Source organism: Pseudonocardia sp. ICBG162 (genome assembly GCF_020496225.1).
Classification (GTDB): Bacteria; Actinomycetota; Actinomycetes; order Mycobacteriales; family Pseudonocardiaceae; genus Pseudonocardia; species Pseudonocardia alni.
In genome coordinates, this window is the sequence record NZ_JAHLJD010000017.1 from 171,497 (window position 1) to 190,635 (window position 19,139).

General features: G+C 75.5%; 18 protein-coding genes. 7 read left to right on the forward strand and 11 right to left on the reverse strand.

Annotated features, from left to right (window positions below; all coding sequences use genetic code 11):
- Positions 1-32: 32 nt before the first annotated feature.
- Entirely contained in the window at positions 33-152 is a 120-nt protein-coding gene (amiA, locus tag KPL60_RS33770; RefSeq protein WP_020625778.1) for a streptamidine family RiPP, read from the reverse strand.
- 159 nt (positions 153-311) lie between these two features.
- Here amiA and KPL60_RS14895 point away from each other — a divergent pair, with 159 nt between their 5' ends.
- Positions 312-1,553: an MFS transporter gene (locus KPL60_RS14895; RefSeq protein ID WP_226366189.1), complete on the forward strand. Its 1,242-nt coding sequence runs from the start codon at positions 312-314 to the stop codon at positions 1,551-1,553.
- 166 nt (positions 1,554-1,719) lie between these two features.
- On the opposite strand, the gene KPL60_RS14900 is transcribed toward KPL60_RS14895, so the two are convergent.
- The 6 genes from KPL60_RS14900 to KPL60_RS14925 form a co-directional block, all read right to left on the reverse strand.
- Positions 1,720-2,517 (reverse strand): ABC transporter ATP-binding protein, encoded by a 798-nt coding sequence (locus KPL60_RS14900; RefSeq protein ID WP_226366190.1) that lies wholly within the window; start codon positions 2,515-2,517, stop codon positions 1,720-1,722.
- Positions 2,514-3,578 carry an iron ABC transporter permease gene (locus KPL60_RS14905; RefSeq protein ID WP_226366191.1) on the reverse strand — a complete coding sequence of 355 codons (1,065 nt, stop codon included), beginning with the start codon at positions 3,576-3,578 and terminating at the stop codon, positions 2,514-2,516. Before KPL60_RS14905 ends, KPL60_RS14900 begins: the two co-directional genes overlap by 4 nt.
- Positions 3,575-4,606, reverse strand: coding sequence for an iron chelate uptake ABC transporter family permease subunit (locus KPL60_RS14910; RefSeq protein WP_226366192.1), 1,032 nt, complete (start codon positions 4,604-4,606; stop codon positions 3,575-3,577). The genes KPL60_RS14905 and KPL60_RS14910 overlap by 4 nt, the downstream gene beginning before the upstream one ends.
- Positions 4,603-5,688 carry an ABC transporter substrate-binding protein gene (locus KPL60_RS14915; protein ID WP_226366193.1) on the reverse strand — a complete coding sequence of 362 codons (1,086 nt, stop codon included), beginning with the start codon at positions 5,686-5,688 and terminating at the stop codon, positions 4,603-4,605. The genes KPL60_RS14910 and KPL60_RS14915 overlap by 4 nt, the downstream gene beginning before the upstream one ends.
- Positions 5,685-6,380, reverse strand: coding sequence for a sugar phosphate isomerase/epimerase (locus KPL60_RS14920; protein ID WP_226366194.1), 696 nt, complete (start codon positions 6,378-6,380; stop codon positions 5,685-5,687). The genes KPL60_RS14915 and KPL60_RS14920 overlap by 4 nt, the downstream gene beginning before the upstream one ends.
- 163 nt (positions 6,381-6,543) lie before the next feature.
- On the reverse strand, positions 6,544-8,844 hold the full coding sequence (locus tag KPL60_RS14925) for a pyruvate dehydrogenase (protein WP_226366195.1): 2,301 nt from the start codon (positions 8,842-8,844) through the stop codon (positions 6,544-6,546).
- Positions 8,845-9,016: 172 nt separating this feature from the next.
- Between KPL60_RS14925 and KPL60_RS14930 the strand changes: the two genes are divergently transcribed.
- The 5 genes from KPL60_RS14930 to KPL60_RS14950 all read left to right on the forward strand — a co-directional run bounded on the left by KPL60_RS14930 (position 9,017) and on the right by KPL60_RS14950 (position 15,707).
- A complete protein-coding gene (locus tag KPL60_RS14930) occupies positions 9,017-9,559 on the forward strand; it encodes an Lrp/AsnC family transcriptional regulator (protein WP_226366196.1) in 543 nt (180 codons plus the stop codon).
- Complete coding sequence (locus tag KPL60_RS14935) at positions 9,556-10,377, forward strand: DNA/RNA non-specific endonuclease (protein ID WP_226352371.1); 822 nt, start codon at positions 9,556-9,558, stop codon at positions 10,375-10,377. The genes KPL60_RS14930 and KPL60_RS14935 overlap by 4 nt, the downstream gene beginning before the upstream one ends.
- Positions 10,378-10,387: 10 nt before the next feature.
- Positions 10,388-11,737, forward strand: coding sequence for a serine hydrolase (locus tag KPL60_RS14940; RefSeq protein ID WP_226352372.1), 1,350 nt, complete (start codon positions 10,388-10,390; stop codon positions 11,735-11,737).
- Positions 11,738-11,870: 133 nt separating this feature from the next.
- Positions 11,871-13,679 carry a BCCT family transporter gene (locus KPL60_RS14945; protein ID WP_226352373.1) on the forward strand — a complete coding sequence of 603 codons (1,809 nt, stop codon included), beginning with the start codon at positions 11,871-11,873 and terminating at the stop codon, positions 13,677-13,679.
- A gap of 285 nt (positions 13,680-13,964) precedes the next feature.
- Entirely contained in the window at positions 13,965-15,707 is a 1,743-nt protein-coding gene (locus KPL60_RS14950) for a hypothetical protein (protein WP_226366197.1), read from the forward strand.
- Positions 15,708-15,713: 6 nt separating this feature from the next.
- On the opposite strand, the gene KPL60_RS14955 is transcribed toward KPL60_RS14950, so the two are convergent.
- The 3 genes from KPL60_RS14955 to KPL60_RS14965 form a co-directional block, all read right to left on the reverse strand.
- Complete coding sequence (locus tag KPL60_RS14955) at positions 15,714-16,679, reverse strand: NADPH:quinone oxidoreductase family protein (protein ID WP_226366198.1); 966 nt, start codon at positions 16,677-16,679, stop codon at positions 15,714-15,716.
- An 86-nt stretch (positions 16,680-16,765) separates the two neighbouring features.
- Positions 16,766-17,074 carry a hypothetical protein gene (locus KPL60_RS14960; protein ID WP_073574211.1) on the reverse strand — a complete coding sequence of 103 codons (309 nt, stop codon included), beginning with the start codon at positions 17,072-17,074 and terminating at the stop codon, positions 16,766-16,768.
- Between the two features lie 196 nt (positions 17,075-17,270).
- The gene (locus KPL60_RS14965; RefSeq protein WP_062396034.1) at positions 17,271-17,696 is read right to left on the reverse strand and encodes a hypothetical protein; all 426 of its coding nucleotides are present in this window, start codon (positions 17,694-17,696) and stop codon (positions 17,271-17,273) included.
- Between the two features lie 285 nt (positions 17,697-17,981).
- Here KPL60_RS14965 and KPL60_RS14970 point away from each other — a divergent pair, with 285 nt between their 5' ends.
- Positions 17,982-18,548 carry a hypothetical protein gene (locus KPL60_RS14970; protein ID WP_226366199.1) on the forward strand — a complete coding sequence of 189 codons (567 nt, stop codon included), beginning with the start codon at positions 17,982-17,984 and terminating at the stop codon, positions 18,546-18,548.
- Positions 18,549-18,563: 15 nt separating this feature from the next.
- Here the strand turns inward: KPL60_RS14970 and KPL60_RS14975 are convergent, their stop codons facing one another.
- Positions 18,564-19,082, reverse strand: coding sequence for an ester cyclase (locus KPL60_RS14975; RefSeq protein WP_226366200.1), 519 nt, complete (start codon positions 19,080-19,082; stop codon positions 18,564-18,566).
- Positions 19,083-19,139 lie beyond the last annotated feature (57 nt).

The window sequence follows — 19,139 nt, forward strand, 5'->3', positions numbered from 1 at the left end:
CACCGTCGCCGGTGCCGGGCCCGCGGCGGGTGTCACTCCTGCTCGGCGGCCTGCTCGGTCGCGAACGGGTTCTCGACCAGGGCGTTGGAGTGGCTCGCGGAGTTGTGCGGCAGGGCGCGCTCGGCCTCGAGCTCGGTGAAGATGTCCTTCATCGTTTTCTCCTCCAGTGGGTGACATCGTCCGGTTCCGGACCACTCCATCGTGGCCATAAACGACATCGATTTCCAACAGTGGTGAATGTCTCGTTACCTGCTATTGGTGATGACTGTCGTTCCACACTATGGTTCGCGCAACCCCGACGGAAGGACCCCGTGAGCGAGACGGCCCCGACCGCCCCCGAGCACGAACGCACCGACCTGCGCCGCTATCTCGCCGCCCGGGTCGTCTCGGTCGCCGGTTCCCTGGTCGCCGCGGTCGCTCTGCCCGTGCTCGTCTACCGGCTGACCGGATCGCCCGCGTGGACGGCGGCGATCGCGACCGCGGAGGCACTGCCCTACCTGCTGTTCGGGCTGGTCGCGGGCGCGCTGGCCGACCGGGTCGACCGCAGGCGGCTGATGGTCGGCGTCGACCTGGCGTGCGGCGCGGTGCTGGCGGGGATCCCGCTCGCCTGGTGGGCGGGGGTGCTCACGCCGTGGCAGGTGCTCGGCACGGCGGTCGCGGTGCAGACCGGCTTCGTCTTCTTCGACGCCGCGAACTTCGGCGCCCTGCCCACGCTGGTCGGGCCGGACCGGATCACCGCGGCGTTCTCCACCCTCTACGGCGCGACGACCGTCGTCGAGCTGGTCGTGCCGCCGCTCGCCGGGCTGGCCGTCGCGACCCTGGCCCCGGCCGGGCTGCTGTCGGTCACCGCGCTCACCGCGGTCGCGTCGGCGCTGCTGATCCGGTCGGTCGCCGGGCGCCTGTCCCCCGGGCCCGGCACCCGCGCGCCGACCCGGATCCTCGCCGACGTGCGCGAGGGCCTGGCGCTGCTCCTGGGCAACCCGGTGGTCCGCACGCTGACGCTGGTCGGCACCACCCAGGCCGTCGCGGGCGGCGCCTGGCTCGCGATGACCGTGCCGTGGGCGGACCGGGTGCTCGGCATCCGCGCCGACGGCGACGCCCGGCTCGGTCTCCTGTTCGCCTGTTGGGGTGTGGGCGGGCTGGCCGCGGCCCGGCTGGTCCCGCGGCTGTCGGCGCGCTGGGGCGGGGCCCGGCTCGCACTGGCCGGGCTCCCGGTCTCGCTGGCCTGCGCGGTCGCGGTGGTGTCGGCGACGCACTGGGTCCCCGCACTCCTCGCCGCGACGGCATTCGGGGCGGCGTACTCGACGGTCGTGCTCAACGCCGTCACCTACCGGCTGCAGGTCACCCCCGAGCACGCCCGCGCCCGGGTCTCGACGACCGCGCGGATGCTGTCCTGGGGCCTCGGCACCCCCGCCGGGGCGGCCCTGGCCGGCGTCGTGGCGACGACACCGGCGGGCCCACGCGGCGGTCTGGCGGCCGGGGCCGCGGTGCTGGCCGTCGGGGTCGCGCTGGCGTGGCTCACCCCGCCCCTGCGCCGGGCCGCCCGCGGGTAGGGCCCGTCGCGGGTCCCGCGCGATCGTCGGCCGGCCGCCGGCGGTGACGACACGGTGGCCGGAACCACGACAACGCGACGCCCGGCGACGCGGGCGCCGCGGCCGGGGTCGGACGCAGTTGCCGGGGTCGGCGCGCCGACTCCGGACCAGGGCGCCGACGCCGGGCTCAGGCGCTGACGCTGCGGGCCGGGTCGGCGTCGAGGTAGCTGCAGGTCAGCCGTCCCTCGTGGGTCGAGACGACCCCACGCACCCCGAACACCTCGGCCAGCAGCCGCTCGTCGACGACGTCGCCGGGGGCCCCGTCGGCGTGCACCCGCCCGTCGCGCAGCGCGACGATCCGGTCCGCGCACCGCGCGGCCTGGGCGAGGTCGTGCAGCACCGCGACGACGGTCAGGCCGCGCTGCTCCTGCAGCTCCCGGACCAGGTCGAGCACCTCCAGCTGGTGGCGGACGTCGAGGTAGGTGGTGGGCTCGTCGAGCAGCAGCACCGGGGCGTCCTGGGCCAGGGCGAGCGCGATCCGCACCCGCTGGCGTTCCCCGCCCGACAGCAGCTCGACCGGGGTGTCGGCCCACGCCTCGGTACCGGTGGCCGCCAGTGCGTCGGAGACCGCCGCGTCGGCGCCGCCACCGAGCATGCCCAGCGGCCCGCGGACGGCGTAGCGGCCCTGCGCGACGAGCGCCCGCACCGTCACCCCGCCCAGCGGAGGCAGGGCCTGCGGCAGCACCGCGACCCGCTTCGCGACCTCCCGGCGCGGGGTCCCGGCCAGCGGCCGGTCGGCCAGGTGCACGGCGCCCGCGTCGGGCCGGTGCAGCCCGGCGAGCACCCGCAGCAGCGTGGTCTTCCCGCAGCCGTTGCGCCCCACCAGCGACAGCCACTGCCCGCGGGCGACCGCCAGGTCGACGCCGTCGAGCACGGTGCGCCCGTCGAAGCGCACCGTCACCCCCTCGGCCCTGAGCACCGTCACAGCGCACCTCCCACCGTCGTGCGGGACCGTCGGCGGACGATCCCGATGAGCACCACCGCGCCGGCGACCGCCGTCACCGCTCCCGCGGGCACCCCGATCGGCCGGTCACCGGCCGGGGCGAGCGCCGTCAGCAGCTGGGCGACGACGTCGGCGGCGACGACCGTCCCCGCACCGGCCGCCGCCGCCGCGGGCACGAGCAGCCGCGGGTCGGCCGCGCCCCGCACCCCGAGCACCGCACGGGCCAGGTGCGGGGCGAGCAGCCCGACGAACGCGAGCGCCCCGACCGCCGCGACCGCCCCGCCGGTGGCGAGCACGGCCAGCAGCACCCCGGCCGAGCGCCATCCGGACACGGCGAGGCCGACGCCGCGGGCGTGGTCGTCGTCGACGCCGAGGACGGCGAGCACCGGGCCGAGCAGCACCGCGAGGACCACCGCGGTGAGCGCGACCGGCCAGAGCGCGGCCCAGTGCTCCCAGCCACGCCCGTTGAGCGAGCCGACCAGCCACCGGACCATCGACCCGGCCAGCTGCGGGCGGGCGGTGAGCAGCAGCAACGTCGTCCCGCCGAGCACCGCCGACACCAGCACCCCGACGACGGCGAGCCGCAGCGGGTCCGCGGTGCCCGGCCCCGCGGCCCGGCCGGCGAGCAGCCACAGCACCCCGCCGCCGAGCGTCCCGCCGAGCAGGGCCACGGCGAGCACGCCGAGCGGGGTGCCGACGGGCCCGCCGAGCACGGTCCCCAGCACCGCGCCGAGCACCGCACCGGAGCCGACGCCGGTCACCTCCGGGGAGGCGAGCGGGTTGCGCAGCACCGCCTGCAGCACCGTCCCGGCGACGCCGAGGCAGGCACCGGCCGCGAGCCCGACCAGCACCCGCGGCGCCCGCAGCTCCCGGACGAGGTCGGTGGACAGCGGGTCCGCGACCCCGGCGAGCGCCGCGAGCGCGGTGCCGGGCCCGACGGCGGTGCCGACCAGGAGCCCGGCCAGGGCGGCGACCGCCACGCACAGTCCGAGCAGCCCGAACCGGGCCGCGAGCGTCGCGCCCCGGCCCACCGAGCGGTTCACCGGTCCACCGCCGCGGCGGTACGGTCGGTGCGGGCGGGACCGGCCGTGCGGGCGGCCCGCGGGCGTCGCCACACCAGCAGCAGCCCGCCCGCGACGATCGCGACCCCGGCGGTGAAGCCGCCGACCGGCAGCTCCACCGGGTACAGCACGGTGCGGGCCAGCAGGTCCGCGACGACGACCACGGCCGCGCCCGCCCCGGCGCAGGCCGCGGCGCGGGGCAGCGGCCGGGCCGCGGGGAGCAGCACCCGCACCAGCTGCGGGGCGAGGAAACCGACCCAGGCGACCGGCCCGGCCGGACCGACGACGGCGGCGACGAGCAGGCAGGCCACGCCCAGCACCGCCGCCCGGGCCGCGCCGGTGTGCAGGCCCAGCGCGGAGGCGGCGTCGTCGCCGAGACGCAGCGGCCCCAGCAGCGGCAGCACCGCGACCCCCGCGACGAACGCGACCGCCAGCGCGGGCAGCACCGGCGTCACCGTCGCCCACGTCGTGCCGGTCAGCGAGCCCAGCAGATAGCGCACCAGCACCCCCTGCTCCGACGACCCGGTCATCGCGACCGCCGCGAGCAGCAGCGCCTGCAGCGCCGCGCCCACCCCGGCCCCGATCAGCAGGACCGCGGCCGGTCCGACGGCGCCGCGGACGGCGAGCAGGGTGAGCGCTCCCCCGGTCACCGCACCGACCACGGCGGGCAGTAGCGGCGCGAACGGGACCGCGGCCCCGGTGACGATCGTGACCGCCACCGCGGCCGCCGCGCCGGAGGACACCCCGAGCAGCTCGGGGACGGCGAGCGGGTTGCGCAGGCCGTCCTGCAGCAGCAGCCCGGCCAGCCCGAGCGCGGCACCGGTGAGCACGCCGAGCAGCAGCCGCGGCACCCGCAGCTCGGTGACGACGACGTGCTCGATCCCGCCCGCCGCGCCCAGCACGGCGGGCAGCCGGTGCGGGGCGACGGCCGGGGTGCCGGTCCCGAGGACCAGCGCGGCGAGCAGCACCGCCCCGAGCGCGACGGCGAGCAGCAGCAGGGCCCGTCTCACCGGCCGGGGACCGCCGCGAGCGACTGGGTGACGATCGCGCCCAGGCTGCGCGTGCCGCGGCCGCTGCCCCACAGCCGGGGGTCCATCTCGTGCACCTGCCGCGCCGCCACGGCCGGGACCTGCTGCCAGACCGGGTTGTCGGCGAGCTGGTCGGCGAGGGTGCGGTCGGCGGAGGAGAACAGCAGCGAGTAGGCGAACACCACGTCCGGCGCCCGGGCGAGGATCTCCTCGACGCTGTAGGTGCTGGCGGTCTCGACGTCGGCGCCGCGCGGGACGAACGGGTAGTCGTAGAGCGTCGCGAGCAGGTCGCCGTTGACGGTGTCGGTGGTGTCGACGCCGATGGTGTCGGCGCTGCCGTACATCAGCAGCACCTTCCGGTCGGCCCGGCCGGTGGCGCGGGCCTGCTCGACGCCGTCGGCGAGGGTGGTGCGGAAGCGCTGCTCCGCGGCGGTGGCCTCGCCGGTGCGTCCGGTCAGCGACCCGAGCGCACGCAGGTACCCGACGGACTCCTCCCAGGTGGTGGGCTGGACCAGCCAGAGCGGGGCGAAGCGTTCGACGGCCGCACGCAGCGGCTCGTGCACCCCGCCGAGGCCGATCACGAGGTCGGGGCGCAGCGCGGCGATGGACTCGACGTCCTCGCTGCCGAAGCTGCCGGCGACGGTCGGGACCTGCGCGGCGCGGTCGCCGAGCAGCACGGGGTTCTTCAGCAGGGCCGGGGTGGAGGTGCCGGCCGGGGTGAGCCCCAGCTCGACGACCATGTCGTCGCACAGGCCGGTCAGGCAGACGATGCGCGTCGGCGGGGCCGGCACGGTGACGCCGGTGCCGCGCGGGTCGGTGACCGAGAGCGCCGGCTCCAGCGGCGCGACGTCCCGGCTGACGGCGGGCCGCTCGGCGGCCGCCTCCGGCGCGGGCGCGGCCGTCCCACCGCACCCGGCGAGCAGCAGCGCGACCACCGCGACCGGCAGCAGCGCGGCGATCCGGGAGGCACGGGCCGGCCGGGCGGTGGACCGGGCGGCAGCGACGGTGCGAGCAGGTGCGGCGGACCGGGCGGCGGCACCGGCGGACAGGGGACCGGCGCTCATCGCGCACCGGCCAGGTCGCGTCCGGCCCGCAGGTCGCGCAGCGCGGCGGCGTCGCGGCGCAGCGAGGCGGCGGTGTCGCCGGGGACGAACTCCAGCAGCACCTCGGTGTCGGTGCCGTCGTCGCGGGACTGCGCGGTGAGCTCGGCGAGCACCGGGGCCCACAGATCGGCGCGGTCGGCGAGCGGCAGCCGCTCGGTCCAGCCGTCGGCCCCCCAGGAGAACGCGTGCACGGTGGCCGGGCGCAGCGCACGGACCTCGACCAGGCAGGCGTCGGTGTCGGGCAGCTCGCGGGGCTGCCAGTGGGTGACCAGGGCCGGGTGGCCGACCTCGGCGCGCAGCCTCAGCGCGGTGTCGAGGCCGTCGGTGAGGGACTCGACGTGGTGCTCGACGAGCAGCCCCATCCCCCGCTCGGCGACGGCGTCGGCGCAGCGCCGCAGCGCGTCCACGGTGGCGGCGCGCACGGCGGGCGACACGTCGGCCGAGGCCGACGTCCCCGCCCAGACCCGCACCCGCGGGGCGCCGAGCTCGGCCGCCGTCGCGACGACGGCGTCGAACTCGCCGGGGTCGGACGCGCCGGCCTTGTGGTAGCTGCCGTAGGTCCCGATCCGCAGCCCGGCACCCGCGCACGCACCGCGGGCCGCCGACGCCGCCGCCCGGTCACCGGGGCGGACGTGCCGCGGTCCCCGGCCCACTCGACGACCTCGGAGCCGGCGTCGACCGCCAGGCGCACGACGTCCGGAACGGATCTCTCACGGAAGGTGACCGACGCCAACCCCAGAAGCAGCATGGTCTGTAACCGTAGTCATTATCGTTTGTGTGATCCAGCGACGTACGTCACCCGGTGTCCGGTTCCGCCTAGAGCAGGTCGAGCCCGGCCGCCACGACCGTGTCCGCGTCGAGCCCGTGGTGGGCGTAGACCGAGGCGAGGTCGCCGGACTGCCCGAAGCGGTGCACGCCCAGGTGCGTCGCCGGGACCCGGTTGACCCCGGCGAGGAACGCGAGGGTGTGCGGGTGCCCGTCGAGCAGGGTGACCAGCGGCGCGGCCCGGCGCGCGGGGAACGCCGACTCCAGGATCCACGGCTCGGCCTGCGGACGGGCGGGGCGTCCGGCGCGGGCCTGCAGGGCGTCGAACAGCAGCCCCGGGCTGGTCACCACGACGACGTCGACATCGTGGCCGAGCTCGGCGAGCCGGTCCGCCGCGGCGAGTGCCTCGGTCGTCGGCGCCCCGGCGACCGCGATGGTCAGCGCGGGCGTGCCCGCGGCGCGACGCAGCGGGTAGGCCCCGGCGACCACCTGGCGCCGGCGCCGCTCGCGCGCGGCCGGGTCGGCCGGGACCGCCGCGAGGGTCTGGTCCACCGGCCTCGTCGACAGGCGCAGGTAGGCGCTGGTGCCGTCCGGGCGGCCGAGCCGGGCGAGCGAGGCGAGCAGCGTCCACTCGGTGTCGATGGCGAACGCCGGCTCGTAGGTGACGCAGCCGGGCTGCTCCAGCCCGACCGACGGCGTCGTCACCGACTGGTGGGCACCGCCCTCGGGGGCCAGCGACACCCCGGAGGGCGTGCCGACGAGGATCGACTGGCCGCCCGCGTAGATGCCGAACGACCACGGCTCCAGCGCGCGCTCGACGAACGGGTCGTAGAGCACCCCGATCGGCAGCACCGGACGGCCCCAGCGCGACCAGGTCGCCCCCAGCTCCCCCAGCGCCCCGACCAGGTTCCCCTCGGCGATGCCCAGCTCCAGGTGCTGGCCGGTGGGCCGCTCGCGCCAGTGCAGGATCGTCTCGGGGTCGTCGTCGAACCAGTCCTTGCGCTCCGCGGTGGACCAGACGCCGACCTTGTTCACCCAGCCGCCCAGGTTCGTCGACGACGACACGTCCGGGCAGAGCGTGACCACCCGGCCGGCCGCCTCGGGGGCCTCGCGGGTGAGGTCGAGCAGGGCCCGGCCGAGCGCGGCCTGGGTGGTGGCGCGCCCGGTCGGGGTGCGCCCGATGTCGGTCGGCAGCGGCGGGACCGGCTGGTCGTCGACCGGGTCGCGGTGCAGCCGCCGCGCCGCGCCGGCCACCACCTCGCCCGCCGGGGACTCCGGGTCGAAGCGCCGCCAGGGGTCGTCGGGGTCGACGCCGACGGCGTCGGCCAGCTCGCGGACCTGGTCGGCGCTCAGGATCGAGCCGTGGTTCTGCGGGTGGCCCGCGGTCGCGAGGCCGTGGCCCTTGACGGTGTAGGCGAGGATCACCGTGGGCCGGGTGTCGTCGATCGCGGAGAACGCGTCGCGCAGCGCGGCGGTGTCGTGCCCGCCGAGGTTGCGCACCGCGGCGAGCAGGGTGTCGTCGTCGAGGCCGGCGACGAGCTCCTCCAGGTCGGCGTGCCCGTCGGGGAGCCGGGTGCGGACCTCGTCGGAGTCGCAGCGCAGCAGCCGCTGGTACTCCGCGTTCTGCATGGTGTCGATCCGGGCGCGCAGCGCGTCGCCGCCGGGGCGGTCGAACAGCTCGTGCAGCAGCCTGCCGTACTTGACGGTGAGGACCTGCCAGCCGGCCGCGGAGAACATGCCCTCGATCCGCGGCGCGCCGATCGCGGGGACGACCCGGTCCAGGGACTGCCGGTTCAGGTCGACGATCCACACGACCTCGCCCAGCTCACCGACCATCGGGTCGAGGATGGCCTCCCAGACGGCGCCCTCGTCGAGCTCGGCGTCGCCGACCAGGGAGTACTGCCTGCCCTGTCCGGCGCCCCCGAAGTGGGTGTCGACGTAGCGGCGGGCCAGCGCACCCCAGATCGGGGCGGTCGCGCCGATCCCCACCGAGCCGGTCGAGTAGTCGACCGGGTCGGGGTCCTTGGACCGCGACGGGTAGGACTGCAGCCCGCCGAAGGCGCGCAACGTGCCCAGGTAGCGCTCGTCGAGCTCGCCGAGCAGGTAGTTGATCGCGTGCAGCACCGGCGAGGCGTGCGGCTTGACCGAGACCCGGTCCCCGGCCCGCAGGTGCTCGAACCACAGCGAGGTCATGATCGTGGTCATCGACGCCGACGACGCCTGGTGCCCACCCACCTTCAGCCCGCTGGGGTCACCGCGCCGGTTGGCCGCGTCGACGATCGCGGTGGACAGCCACAGCACCCGCTTCTCGATCTCGACGAGCGTGTCCGTCGTCACCGTCTGCGTGCCCATCGCCCACCACTCCAGCCTCGTCGCTCATGCAGCCTGCCCAGCCAGCCCACCACCACACCGACGAGTGCACAACCACAGCCCACACGACTGAGCAGAGTGCACGCGACGGGCCGGGCGGGACGCGCGCCGGGGCGGCATAATGCGCACCCGCGGACACGAGGAGGGGCACCACGTGACGGGAACGACCGGCGACGGGCGGGCCGCGCTCGACGGCCACGACGCCCGGCTGCTGCTGGCCCTGGCGCAGGACCCGCGCGCGACGGTGCTCGCCCTCGCCGAACGGGTCGGCCTGTCCCGCAACACCGTGCAGGCCCGGCTGGCCAAGCTGGACCGGCTCGGCGCGCTGGACACCTTCGAGCGCCGGGTCGACCCGGCGGCGCTCGGCTACCCGCTGACCGCGTTCGTGACGGTGCGGGTGGTGCAGCGCGAGCTCGCCGCCGTCGCCGACGCACTGGACCGGGTACCGGAGGTGCTGGAGGTGCACGGCGTCTCCGGCCCCGAGGACCTGCTGGTGCACCTGGTCGCCCGCGACGCCGACGACCTCTACCGGATCGCCGGGCACCTGCTCGCGATCGACGGGGTGGAGCGCACGTCCACGTCGCTGGTCATGCGCTCGCTGGTCGGGTTCCGCACCGCCCCGCTGCTGCGCCGCCTGACCGACGGCGGCGCAGGCGCACCCGTCGTTCACCCGGCACCGCTAGCGTCACGCCGATGAGCGCCCCCGCCGCCCCCGGCTTCGACCCGGACTTCCTCGGCGTCGCGACGCCGATGCCGACGCTGCCCGGGACCGACACCGTGCTGCTCCCCTACACCCACTTCACGACGCTGCACCGGCCCGACCGGCGCCTGGCCGCGGCCACCGCCGTCGCGATCGACGGGGCGACCCTGCGGCAGCTCGAACGTTCCGACGACTGGCGCCTCGACGACCGGCTGCCCGCCGGGCAGCAGGCCGGCGCCGAGCTCTACGCCGACAACGACCTCGACCGCGGCCACCTGGTCCGCCGCCAGGACCCGGTGTGGGGCGGGGCCGCCGAGGCTGCGACGGCGGAGTCCGACACGTTCCACTACACCAACGCCGCCCCGCAGGCCGCCGCGTTCAACCAGGACAAGGAGACCTGGGGCGGGCTGGAGGACTACCTGCTCGACAACGCGGGCGACAACGACCGGCGGCTCGTGGTGTTCACCGGCCCGGTGCTGGCCGACGACGACCCGGAGTACCGCGGCGTACGCATCCCGCGGCTGTTCTGGAAGATCGGCGCCTTCGTCACCGGCGGCGCGCTCGGCACCACCGCCTACCTGCTGGACCAGACCCCCCAGCTCGGCGACCTCGCCGAGCCGCCGGCCGGGGACCCGCCGCCGCTGGGCCCGTACCGCACCTTCCAGGTGCCGGTGGCCCGGATCGGCGAGCTGACCGGGCTCGACCTGGGCCCGCTGACCGCCGCGGACCGGATGCCGGTACCCGAGCCGGTGCCCGCCGCGCTGTCCGAGCGGGCGGTCCGGCTGCGGTCGTTCGCCGACATCCGGGGGATCTAGTCTCGCCCCCGTGACCGAGCTGCTCCCCAGCACCCAGCGCACCCTGCTCGCCCGCGTCGCCCGCGCCCAGCGCGACGGCCGCGTCCCCTCGCTCGTCGCCGGCGTGGTCCGCGACGGCGCCCTGGCCTGGCACGCCGGCCGCGGGGACCTGCCCGACGGCGCCGGCCCGGACGACGTCCAGTACCGGATCGGCTCCATCTCCAAGACCGTCTGCGCGGTCACCGTCCTGCGGCTGCGCGACGAGGGACTGCTCGACCTCGACGACCCGCTGGACCGGCACCTCCCCGGCACCCCGCTCGGCGACCGCACCCTGGGCCAGCTGCTGTCCCACCTCGCGGGGGCCGGCTCCGAGAGCCCCGGCCAGTGGTGGGAGCGCACCCCCGGCGGCACGCTGGAGGAGCTGGGCCTCGGCGACGCCGACCGGGTGCTGCCCGCCGCGCGCCGCTTCCACTACTCCAACCTCGGGTTCGGGCTGCTCGGCGAGGTCGTCGCCCGCCTCCGCGGCCGCGCCTGGACCGACGTCGCCCGCGACGAGGTGCTGCTCCCGCTGGGCATGACCCGCACCTCCACCCGTCCGCAGCAGCCCGCCGCGGCGGGACGGGCGGTGCACCCGTGGGCCGACCTCGTGCTGGCCGAGCCCGAGCACGACGCCGGGGTGATGGCCGCCGCCGGGCAGCTGTGGTGCACCGCGGCGGACCTGGCCCGGCTCGGCGCGCTGCTGCTCGGCGACACCGGCGGGGTGCTCTCCCCGGCCACGGTCGAGGAGATGACCCTGCCCGCGGGCGTCGACCCGACCTCGCCGGTCTGGGCCGGCTACGGCCTGGGCGTGCAGGTCCTGCGGTTCGAGCGGCCCGAGGGCGGCGGCACCACGACGCTGGTCGGGCACGGCGGCTCCATGCCCGGCTTCCTCGCCGGGCTCTGGGTGGACCGCGAGGAGGGCGCCGGCGCGCTGGCGATGGGCAACACCACCTCCGGGATGGACAGCGGGCTGGCCGCCGGGCTGCTGAACGACCTGCGCGTCGCCGAGCCCCGCATCGTCGCGCCGTGGACCCCGCAGCCCTGCCCGGTCGACCCCGAGCTGCTCGGACCGTGGTTCTGGGGCCCCTCCCCCTACGCGCTGCGCTCGGTCGGCGGCGGGCTGCTGCATCTCGGCGGTCTCGGGCGCCCCGGACGCGCGTCGCGGTTCCGGCCCGGCCCGGACAGCACCTGGGTCGGCCTGGACGGCTACTTCGCCGGGGAGACCCTGCGGATCGCCCGCGACCACCTGTGGCTGGCCACGTTCGTCTTCACCCGCACCCCCTACGACCCGGCCGCACCGGTCCCCGGCGGCGTCTCCGACGAGGGCTGGACCACCGCCTGACATCACGGTTCGGCTTGCACAGCGACACGGGACGGTCCAGTACCTACACTTTCGGCACACAAACGACTTGTGCACCATTTCTGCACGAACGAGAGCGGAGGGGGATACGCCCGGCATGCGGGCGTGACCACGTATGACACAGGCCCAATCACCACCGGACGGCCGTCCGGACACGACCGGGGACGACCGGCCCCGCACCGACTGGATCGTGTTCGGCGTCGGCGCCGCGCTCGCGCTGCTGTTCGTGCTGTGGGGGCTGCTCAGCGCCGACACCCTCGGCGCCACCGCCGAGGCGATGCTCGGCGGGCTGATGCGCGGCGGCGGCTGGGGCTTCATCCTCGCCGCGACCGCCTTCGTCGCCTTCGCGCTGTTCCTGGCCTTCAGCCGGTTCGGGCGCATCAAGCTCGGTGCCGACGACGAGGAGCCCGAGTTCCGCACGGTCTCCTGGATCGCGATGATGTTCTCCGCCGGTATGGGCATCGGGCTGATGTTCTTCGGCGTGAACGAGCCGCTGACCTTCTTCCAGTCGCCGCCGCCCGGCGCGGCCGAGCCCGGCACCATCGACGCGCTGCAGACCTCGATGGCGACCTCGCTGTTCCACTGGACGCTGCACCCGTGGGCGATCTACGCCGTCGTCGGCCTCGCCATCGCCTACTCCACGTTCCGCAAGGGCCGCCGCCAGCTCATCAGCCAGGCCTTCATCCCGCTGATCGGGCGCAAGGCCGCCGAGGGCTCCATCGGCCGGGGCATCGACATCCTCGCGATCTTCGCGACGCTGTTCGGCTCCGCGGCCTCGCTGGGGCTGGGCGCGTTCCAGATCGGCGGCGGCATGCAGACCGTCGGCTGGGTCGACGGCCAGGTGAGCCCCTGGGTGCTCGCCGCGATCATCATCGTGCTGACCGCCGCGTTCATCCTCTCCGCCGTCTCCGGTGTCGAGAAGGGCATCCAGTGGCTGTCCAACACCAACATGGTGCTGGCGGCGGTGCTGGCGTTCTTCGTGTTCGTCGTCGGCCCGACGGTGATCATCCTCGACCTGATCCCGACGTCGATCGGCGCGTACTTCTCCCAGTTCTTCGAGATGGTCGGGCGCACCGAGGCCGTCGGCGGCGAGCCGATGCTCGAGTGGCTCTCCGGCTGGACGATCTTCTACTGGGCGTGGTGGATCTCCTGGACGCCGTTCGTCGGCATGTTCCTGGCGCGGATCTCGCGCGGGCGCACCATCCGTGAGTTCGTCGGCGGCGTCATCCTCGCGCCGAGCCTGGTCTCGCTGGTCTGGTTCTGCATCTTCGGCGGCACCGCCATCACCCAGGCCCAGCAGGGCACGCAGTTCTCCGACGACTCCAACGTCCAGCTGTTCCAGATGCTGGCCGCCTACCCGTGGGCGACCTTCACCGGCCTGCTGGTCATGCTCCTGGTCGCGATCTTCTTCGTGTCCGGCGCGGACGCCGCGTCGATCGTCATGGGCACGCTGTCCCAGCGCGGCACCATCGAGCCCAGCAAGTGGGTCGTGGTCTTCTGGGGCTCGGTCATGGGTGCGGTCGCCGTGCTGATGCTCGTCACCGGCGGGGAGAACGCCCTGGACGGCATCCAGAACCTGACCATCCTGGTCGCGGCGCCGTTCGTCGTGATCATGGTGCTGCTGTGCTTCGCGCTGTTCAAGGACCTGCGTCGCGACAAGGTCGTGCTGCGGGACGAGAAGGGCGCGCAGGTGCTGGAGCAGGCGGTCGACTGGGCCACCGACAACCACGGCGAGAACTTCTACGTCAAGGTCGGCGCGTTCGACCCGGACGACGAGAACGCGCCCGCCGACGGCAACGGCAGCTCCGGCAACGGCCACGGTTCCGTCGCGGCCGGCGGGGCCGACGGACCGGACGGGCGGACCGGCGACGAGTCGACGCGGGCGACCGCCGAACGGCGCGACAGCCCGGTCGGCGGCGACTGACCACCTCTCGTCGCACACGACGGCGGCCGGACACCCTCCCGGGGTGTCCGGCCGCCGTCGTCCGTGGCAGGGTCGAGGGCTCACGGTCGCGGGGACGGCCGGACGATCGGACGGCCCGTGACCGACCGCCCACCGACGGTGAGCGGTCGGGAGTGACCCGGGCCGCCCGCGCTCGTTGGACCTCCTGCGACCACCCGGTGCCCGGCCCCCGCGCGCACCGACGATCATCGGAAAGTGCTGCGCCGCAGCCGGAGCGGATGGGAGGGACCTGACACAGTGGGCCGGATGCGTCTCGTCTTCACCCCCGGGGACGACCAGGGGTACGCCGAGGCCCGCAGCCGCCTGCTGGAGCAGTTCTCCCTCTGGGCCCGCCGCCGTCGCGTCGAGGTCGACACCGCGCTCGTCGCCGCCGTGCTGGACTACAAGTACGCGCGCGACCGCAGGCTGGGCCGCTGGACGCGCTCGCACATCGCCGACGCGCTGGGCATGTGGTTCCCGCGCAAGGTGACCGTGCTCGAGCCCGACGACGTCGCCCCCGCCTTCCACGCCCTCGTCGACTTCGTCGACGAGCACGACTGGTTCGACCCGCAGTCGCACCCGGCGGACGCGCTGCACCGTCAGATCCTCGACTCCACCCCCGCCCTGCACGACGGCCTCGCCGACGAGCGCAACTACGACCTCGGCAAGTTCTGGGGCGTGCAGCTGCACCGCCACGGCGTCGACCCGGCCGACCCGGCCGCCGTGCAGCGGTTCCTCGACCGCGCCGGTGCCGGGCAGACCGACGTCGACCGGCACGCGCTCGCCGAGATCATGCGGCGCGAGGCGCAGCGGCCCACCCGCACCGAGTGGAACCCGGAGCTGCCGCCGGTGCCGATGCCCGGCGCCGCGGCGCTCGTCGACGCCGCGGAGCGCTCCGAGGCCCTCGAGCTGCTCCGCAAGCTGACCCTGTGGGTGCGGGCCGGGCGCCGGCTCACCTCCGACGGCCGCCTCGACCGCACCGACGCGCTCGACCTCGCCGCGCACCTGCAGCTCGACCACATCTACCGCGAGACCGCCCGCACCAGCGACGACCTGCCCGAGGTGTCGCTGCTGCTGCGCTGGGCCCGCTCGGCGCGCCTGGTCCGTGTGGTGCGCGGGCGGCTGCTGCCGGTCAAGAGCGCGGGACCGCTGCTGAACCGGCCGATCGAGCTGTGGCGCCGCGTGTTCGAGTCGGTCGGGCGCCTCGGCGACAGCCTGGGTGGGACCGACGTGTTCGGGGCGCCGTCGCTGTTCGGGATGTCGATGTCGCAGGCGTTCCCGATGCTGTGGGTCGGGCTCTACGCCACCGGCGGCGGGCAGGTCCCGCTCGAGCACTTCCACCGCCAGGTCCGCGACGCCGTCAACGACGAGGCCGGCTGCGTGGTCGACGACCTCGCCGGCGACGTCGAGCAGCGGCTGTGGCGCCGCGACGTCACCGCCCTGCTGGACGCCTGCGAGCTGCTCGGCGCGATCGAGCTGACCGAGACCCTCGACGCCGACGAGCTCGACGAGCTGTCCCGGGTCGCGCACCGCGACGACCCGGACCCCACGGTCGTCGCACTGACCCCGATGGGGCTGTGGGCGGTGCACGAGTACCTGACCGAGCAGGGCATGCACCTGCCCGCGCCGGGCGAGCTGGCCGACGAGGACGTCGAGTACGTGTGCGTGCGGATGAGCGGGGTGCGGGCCGACGTCGCCGAGGCCGAGCTCGCCGCGTGGGCGCTGGCCCGCCACCCCGGCGACGCCGTGCGCGAGCTGGACCGCTTCCTGCGCCGCTGCGAGGTCCCGGTGCACCGGGCCCTGGCGCTGCACGCGCTGACCGCGACCGGCCCGGCCGGGCGGGCGGTGGCCGCCCGCCACCGGTTGCACGTCGCCGAGCCCGTGGTGGTGCCGGCGCCGCACCGCCACGTCGGCCCCACCCCGGCGCCGCGCGCCGCGGCGGCGGCCGCCGAGACCACGGCGCCACTGCCGCGCACCGCGGTCCGGCACAACCTCGAGCCGGCCGGCTGACCCGGCTCAGGTCAGCAGCACGACCTTGCCGGTGACGGTGCGGTCGTCGATGCGGGACAGGGCGGTCGCGGCGTCGTCGAGGCCGAAGCTCTCGCTGATCAGCGGGTCGAGCGCGCCCGAGCGCAGGTGCGGGAGCAGCGCGTCCCACTCGGAGCGGATGAAGTCCGGGCGGCCCAGCGCGTAGGCACCCCAGCCGACCCCGCGGACGTCGACGTTGTTCAGCAGCAGCCGGTTCACCTTCACCGTCGGGATGTCACCCGCGGTGAACCCGACGACCATGAGCCGGCCGAGCGGGCCGAGGCAGCGCACCGAGTCGGTGAAGCGGTCACCGCCGACCGGGTCGACGACCATGTCGACGCCCGCACCGCCGGTGAGCTCCTTGACCGCGTCCTTGAACCCGTCGACGCCGACGGTGTGCGTCGCGCCCGCGCGCCGCGCGACCTCGGCCTTGGCCTCGGTGGAGGTGACGCCGATGACGGTGGCCCCCATCGCGGCGGCCAGCTGGATCACCGCGGTCCCGACGCCCCCGGCCGCGCCCTGGACGAGCACCGTCTCCCCCGCCCGCAGGCCACCACGGGTGTCGAGGGTGAAGTGCGCGGTCAGGTAGTTCATCGGCAGGCAGGCGCCCGCGGCGAACTCCACCTCGTCGGGCAGCGGGAAGACGTGCTGCCCGGGTGCGGAGACGGTCTCGGCGAACACCCCGGACATGGTGAACGCGACGACCCGGTCACCGGCGGCGAACCGGCTGTCCGGGCCCGCCTCGCGCACCGTGCCGGCACACTCGGAGCCCAGGGTGAACGGCGGGTCCGGCTTGTACTGGTACATCCCCTTGGTCAGCAGGACGTCCGGGAAGTTCACCCCGGCCGCGGCGACGTCGATCAGGACCTCGCCGTCACCGCGGACCGGTGGCTCGACCTCCGCGACGCGGACCGCGGACGGCCCGTCCAGCTCGCTGACCTGCACTGCACGCACGTGTGCTCTCCCTCGTGGTCCGACGGCGGTGTCCGCCGGTCATCGAACCACGGGCGAGGATGGTCCACACGGGCCGCGGGGCGCGGCTACACGGGCTGGGCGTCGCCGTAGCGCGGGGTGCGCGGCTCGGTGAGTGCGTCGCACAGCTCGGAGAGCCGGTTGTCGATGCGGTCCTGCACCCGCTCGAGCGCGTCGAGCTCCAGCATGAGGTCCAGGGCGTCGCCGGTGGTGCCCCCGGAGAGGACGCGCTCCAGCTCGGCGCGGCGCTCGGCGGCGCGACGACGGCAGGCGTCGGCGGTGGCCTTGTGGGCGCGCAGCCGGGCACGGGCGGGGTCGGCGAGATCGCGGCCGCCGTTGACGGTGGCGACGCGCTCCTCCAGCAGGTGCGGGTTCACGGGGCCCTCCGATGCGTGGTGGTGGGAACGTCGGCTCGGCGGTGACGTGACCGCCGCCACATCCCACGCTAGACGATCAGCGTGTGCCGCGCATCACATCGGTGTGACATCCGTGGAGAACCGGCCCCGGACGCGCGACGACCCCCGGTGCCGCGGGCACCGGGGGTCGTCGGGTGTCGGGTCGGGTCGGGTCGGGTCAGTCGCCGCGGCGCGGCTGCGGGATGAGCTCCGCCGGGCCGCGACGGCGCTGGGCGACGGCGTCGGTGGTCAGGTGGTAGTGCCCGCGGCGCGACCGCCGGCACAGGTAGGCCCGCTGCGGGCGTCCGCCGAGGGCCTCCAGCTCACGGGCGGCGCACTCGGCCGCGTCCCGGTCCGGGTAGATGACCTTGCCGTCGCTGCCGGTCGCGGAGGCGCCGAACCGCTCGCGGTCCTCGATCTCGCGCCGCCCGGGGAGGCAGACCTCCGGCCGGCCGGACCGCATCAGCCGCGCGTAGCGGGCCAGCACGCGGCCCCGCTCGCCGTCGACCACACCTCGTCCGGACGGCAGGTTCTCCACCGACCGCCGTGCCGCGGGGATCATCCCCGGGTGCACCGCCGGAACCCTGTCGAACTGCCCGTCCATGTCGCCTCCACGTCGCCGTCACTTGTGGATCGCTCGACTCATCCTGCCTCGTTACCGCCTGCGGCGGACTCGCTCGATCGTGTCATCTGTCACGCAGACACCGGCACATCCGCTCACTCAGTGTGACATCGCCTGCTGATCGGCGTGCCGGCGACGCCGTTCACCGCCGCGTCGGTCGTGTCATCACACCTGTGGGTACGGCCGTGTGCACCAGCCTGTGCGCCCGTCCGGACCGTCCTATCCTGGTTCCCCGGGAACGCGCGTGCCCCGGGTCGGGGGACGAAGATGGCGATCCAGCCCGAGACGGGTGTCGGGAACGGGGCGTCCGGCGGCCCGCGGTGGGACGAGGTGTTCACCCCGTCCGACCTGGCCGAGGGCGTGTTCGACGTGCGCTGGGACCTGCGTCCGCGGCTGCGCCGCTGGCTGGCCGACCAGGGGCTGGCCACCGCGTCGGGGCGCGAGACGCACCGTCCCGCGATCGACGCCTGGGCCCTGCTCGACGGCGGCGTGATCGCCGTGTCCGCGGTGAGCCTGCCCGGCATCCCGCCCGGCGCGGTGCCGCTGCCCGGACAGGAGCCCGCCGCCGGCACCACTCCCCCACGGAACTCCGCGCTGCTGTCCCCGGGCATGCGGCTGATCGGGCACCGCACGCTGCGCCTGGTCGTCGCCCGCCTCGGGCTGCCCGGTGGCGACGAGCCGCTGCCCGGGGAGCACCGCGACGTGCCCGGCCTGGTCGAGGACCTGTTCGACGCCCGGCGCCGCGACGCCGAGAGCGCCGAGCAGGCCGAGCTGCTCGCCACCTGCACCGACCGGACGTCGCTGCGCTGGGTGGTCACCGCACTGCGGCCCTGAGGCGACCGCCCGGGGTCAGGACGCCGCTCCCCTCCCGGTCGGGCTGCGGTACACCCCGATCTGCTTCATCAGACCGAGCAGGTCGTAGGTCGCGTTGAGGTAGCACGCCCGGCCGTCGCGGAAGTCGAACGTCTCCAGCCCGGCGAACGCGAACGGCCTGCCGGTTCCCGGGATCCCGGGCGGGGTGAGCGTGCCGCTGAAGTGGCCGGTCCCCCGCCAGCTGAACGACACCCGGGCGTCCTCCGTGGCGAACATCGGCGGCGCGGTGACCTCCCAGACCAGGTCCGGGTAGGCGCCGAGGACGTACCGGACGTAGTCGACCGCGCCCTGCTGCCCGCGCACGTCCCAACCGGTGTGGCGGGTCGTCGGGCTGTCGAGCCAGAAGTCCTCGGTGACGATGTCGCGGACCTGTTCGGGGTCGTGGCTGTTCCAGCCGTCGATCCAGCTGCGGTACCAGCGCACCGCGAAGTCGACCCCGACCGGGCCCGTGTCGGCGACGGGACGCCCCGCGGGCGTGGTGATGTCGTGCGGCATGGTCGTCTCCTGGTCTCGGTGGTGGGGGCCGTGCGGCGCGGACGGCCCTCCCGGCGT

What these genes read in the sequence shown, in the direction of transcription:
- KPL60_RS14925 (WP_226366195.1), bottom strand. Translation starts at nt 8,844, where the DNA reads ATGGGCACGCAGACGGTGACGACGGACACGCTCGTCGAGATCGAGAAG.
- KPL60_RS14915 (WP_226366193.1), bottom strand. Translation starts at nt 5,688, where the DNA reads ATGAGCGCCGGTCCCCTGTCCGCCGGTGCCGCCGCCCGGTCCGCCGCA.
- KPL60_RS14935 (WP_226352371.1), top strand. Translation starts at nt 9,556, where the DNA reads ATGAGCGCCCCCGCCGCCCCCGGCTTCGACCCGGACTTCCTCGGCGTC.
- KPL60_RS14970 (WP_226366199.1), top strand. Translation starts at nt 17,982, where the DNA reads ATGGCGATCCAGCCCGAGACGGGTGTCGGGAACGGGGCGTCCGGCGGC.
- KPL60_RS14975 (WP_226366200.1), bottom strand. Translation starts at nt 19,082, where the DNA reads ATGCCGCACGACATCACCACGCCCGCGGGGCGTCCCGTCGCCGACACG.
- KPL60_RS14965 (WP_062396034.1), bottom strand. Translation starts at nt 17,696, where the DNA reads ATGGACGGGCAGTTCGACAGGGTTCCGGCGGTGCACCCGGGGATGATC.
- KPL60_RS14950 (WP_226366197.1), top strand. Translation starts at nt 13,965, where the DNA reads ATGCGTCTCGTCTTCACCCCCGGGGACGACCAGGGGTACGCCGAGGCC.
- KPL60_RS14945 (WP_226352373.1), top strand. Translation starts at nt 11,871, where the DNA reads ATGACACAGGCCCAATCACCACCGGACGGCCGTCCGGACACGACCGGG.
- amiA (WP_020625778.1), bottom strand. Translation starts at nt 152, where the DNA reads ATGAAGGACATCTTCACCGAGCTCGAGGCCGAGCGCGCCCTGCCGCAC.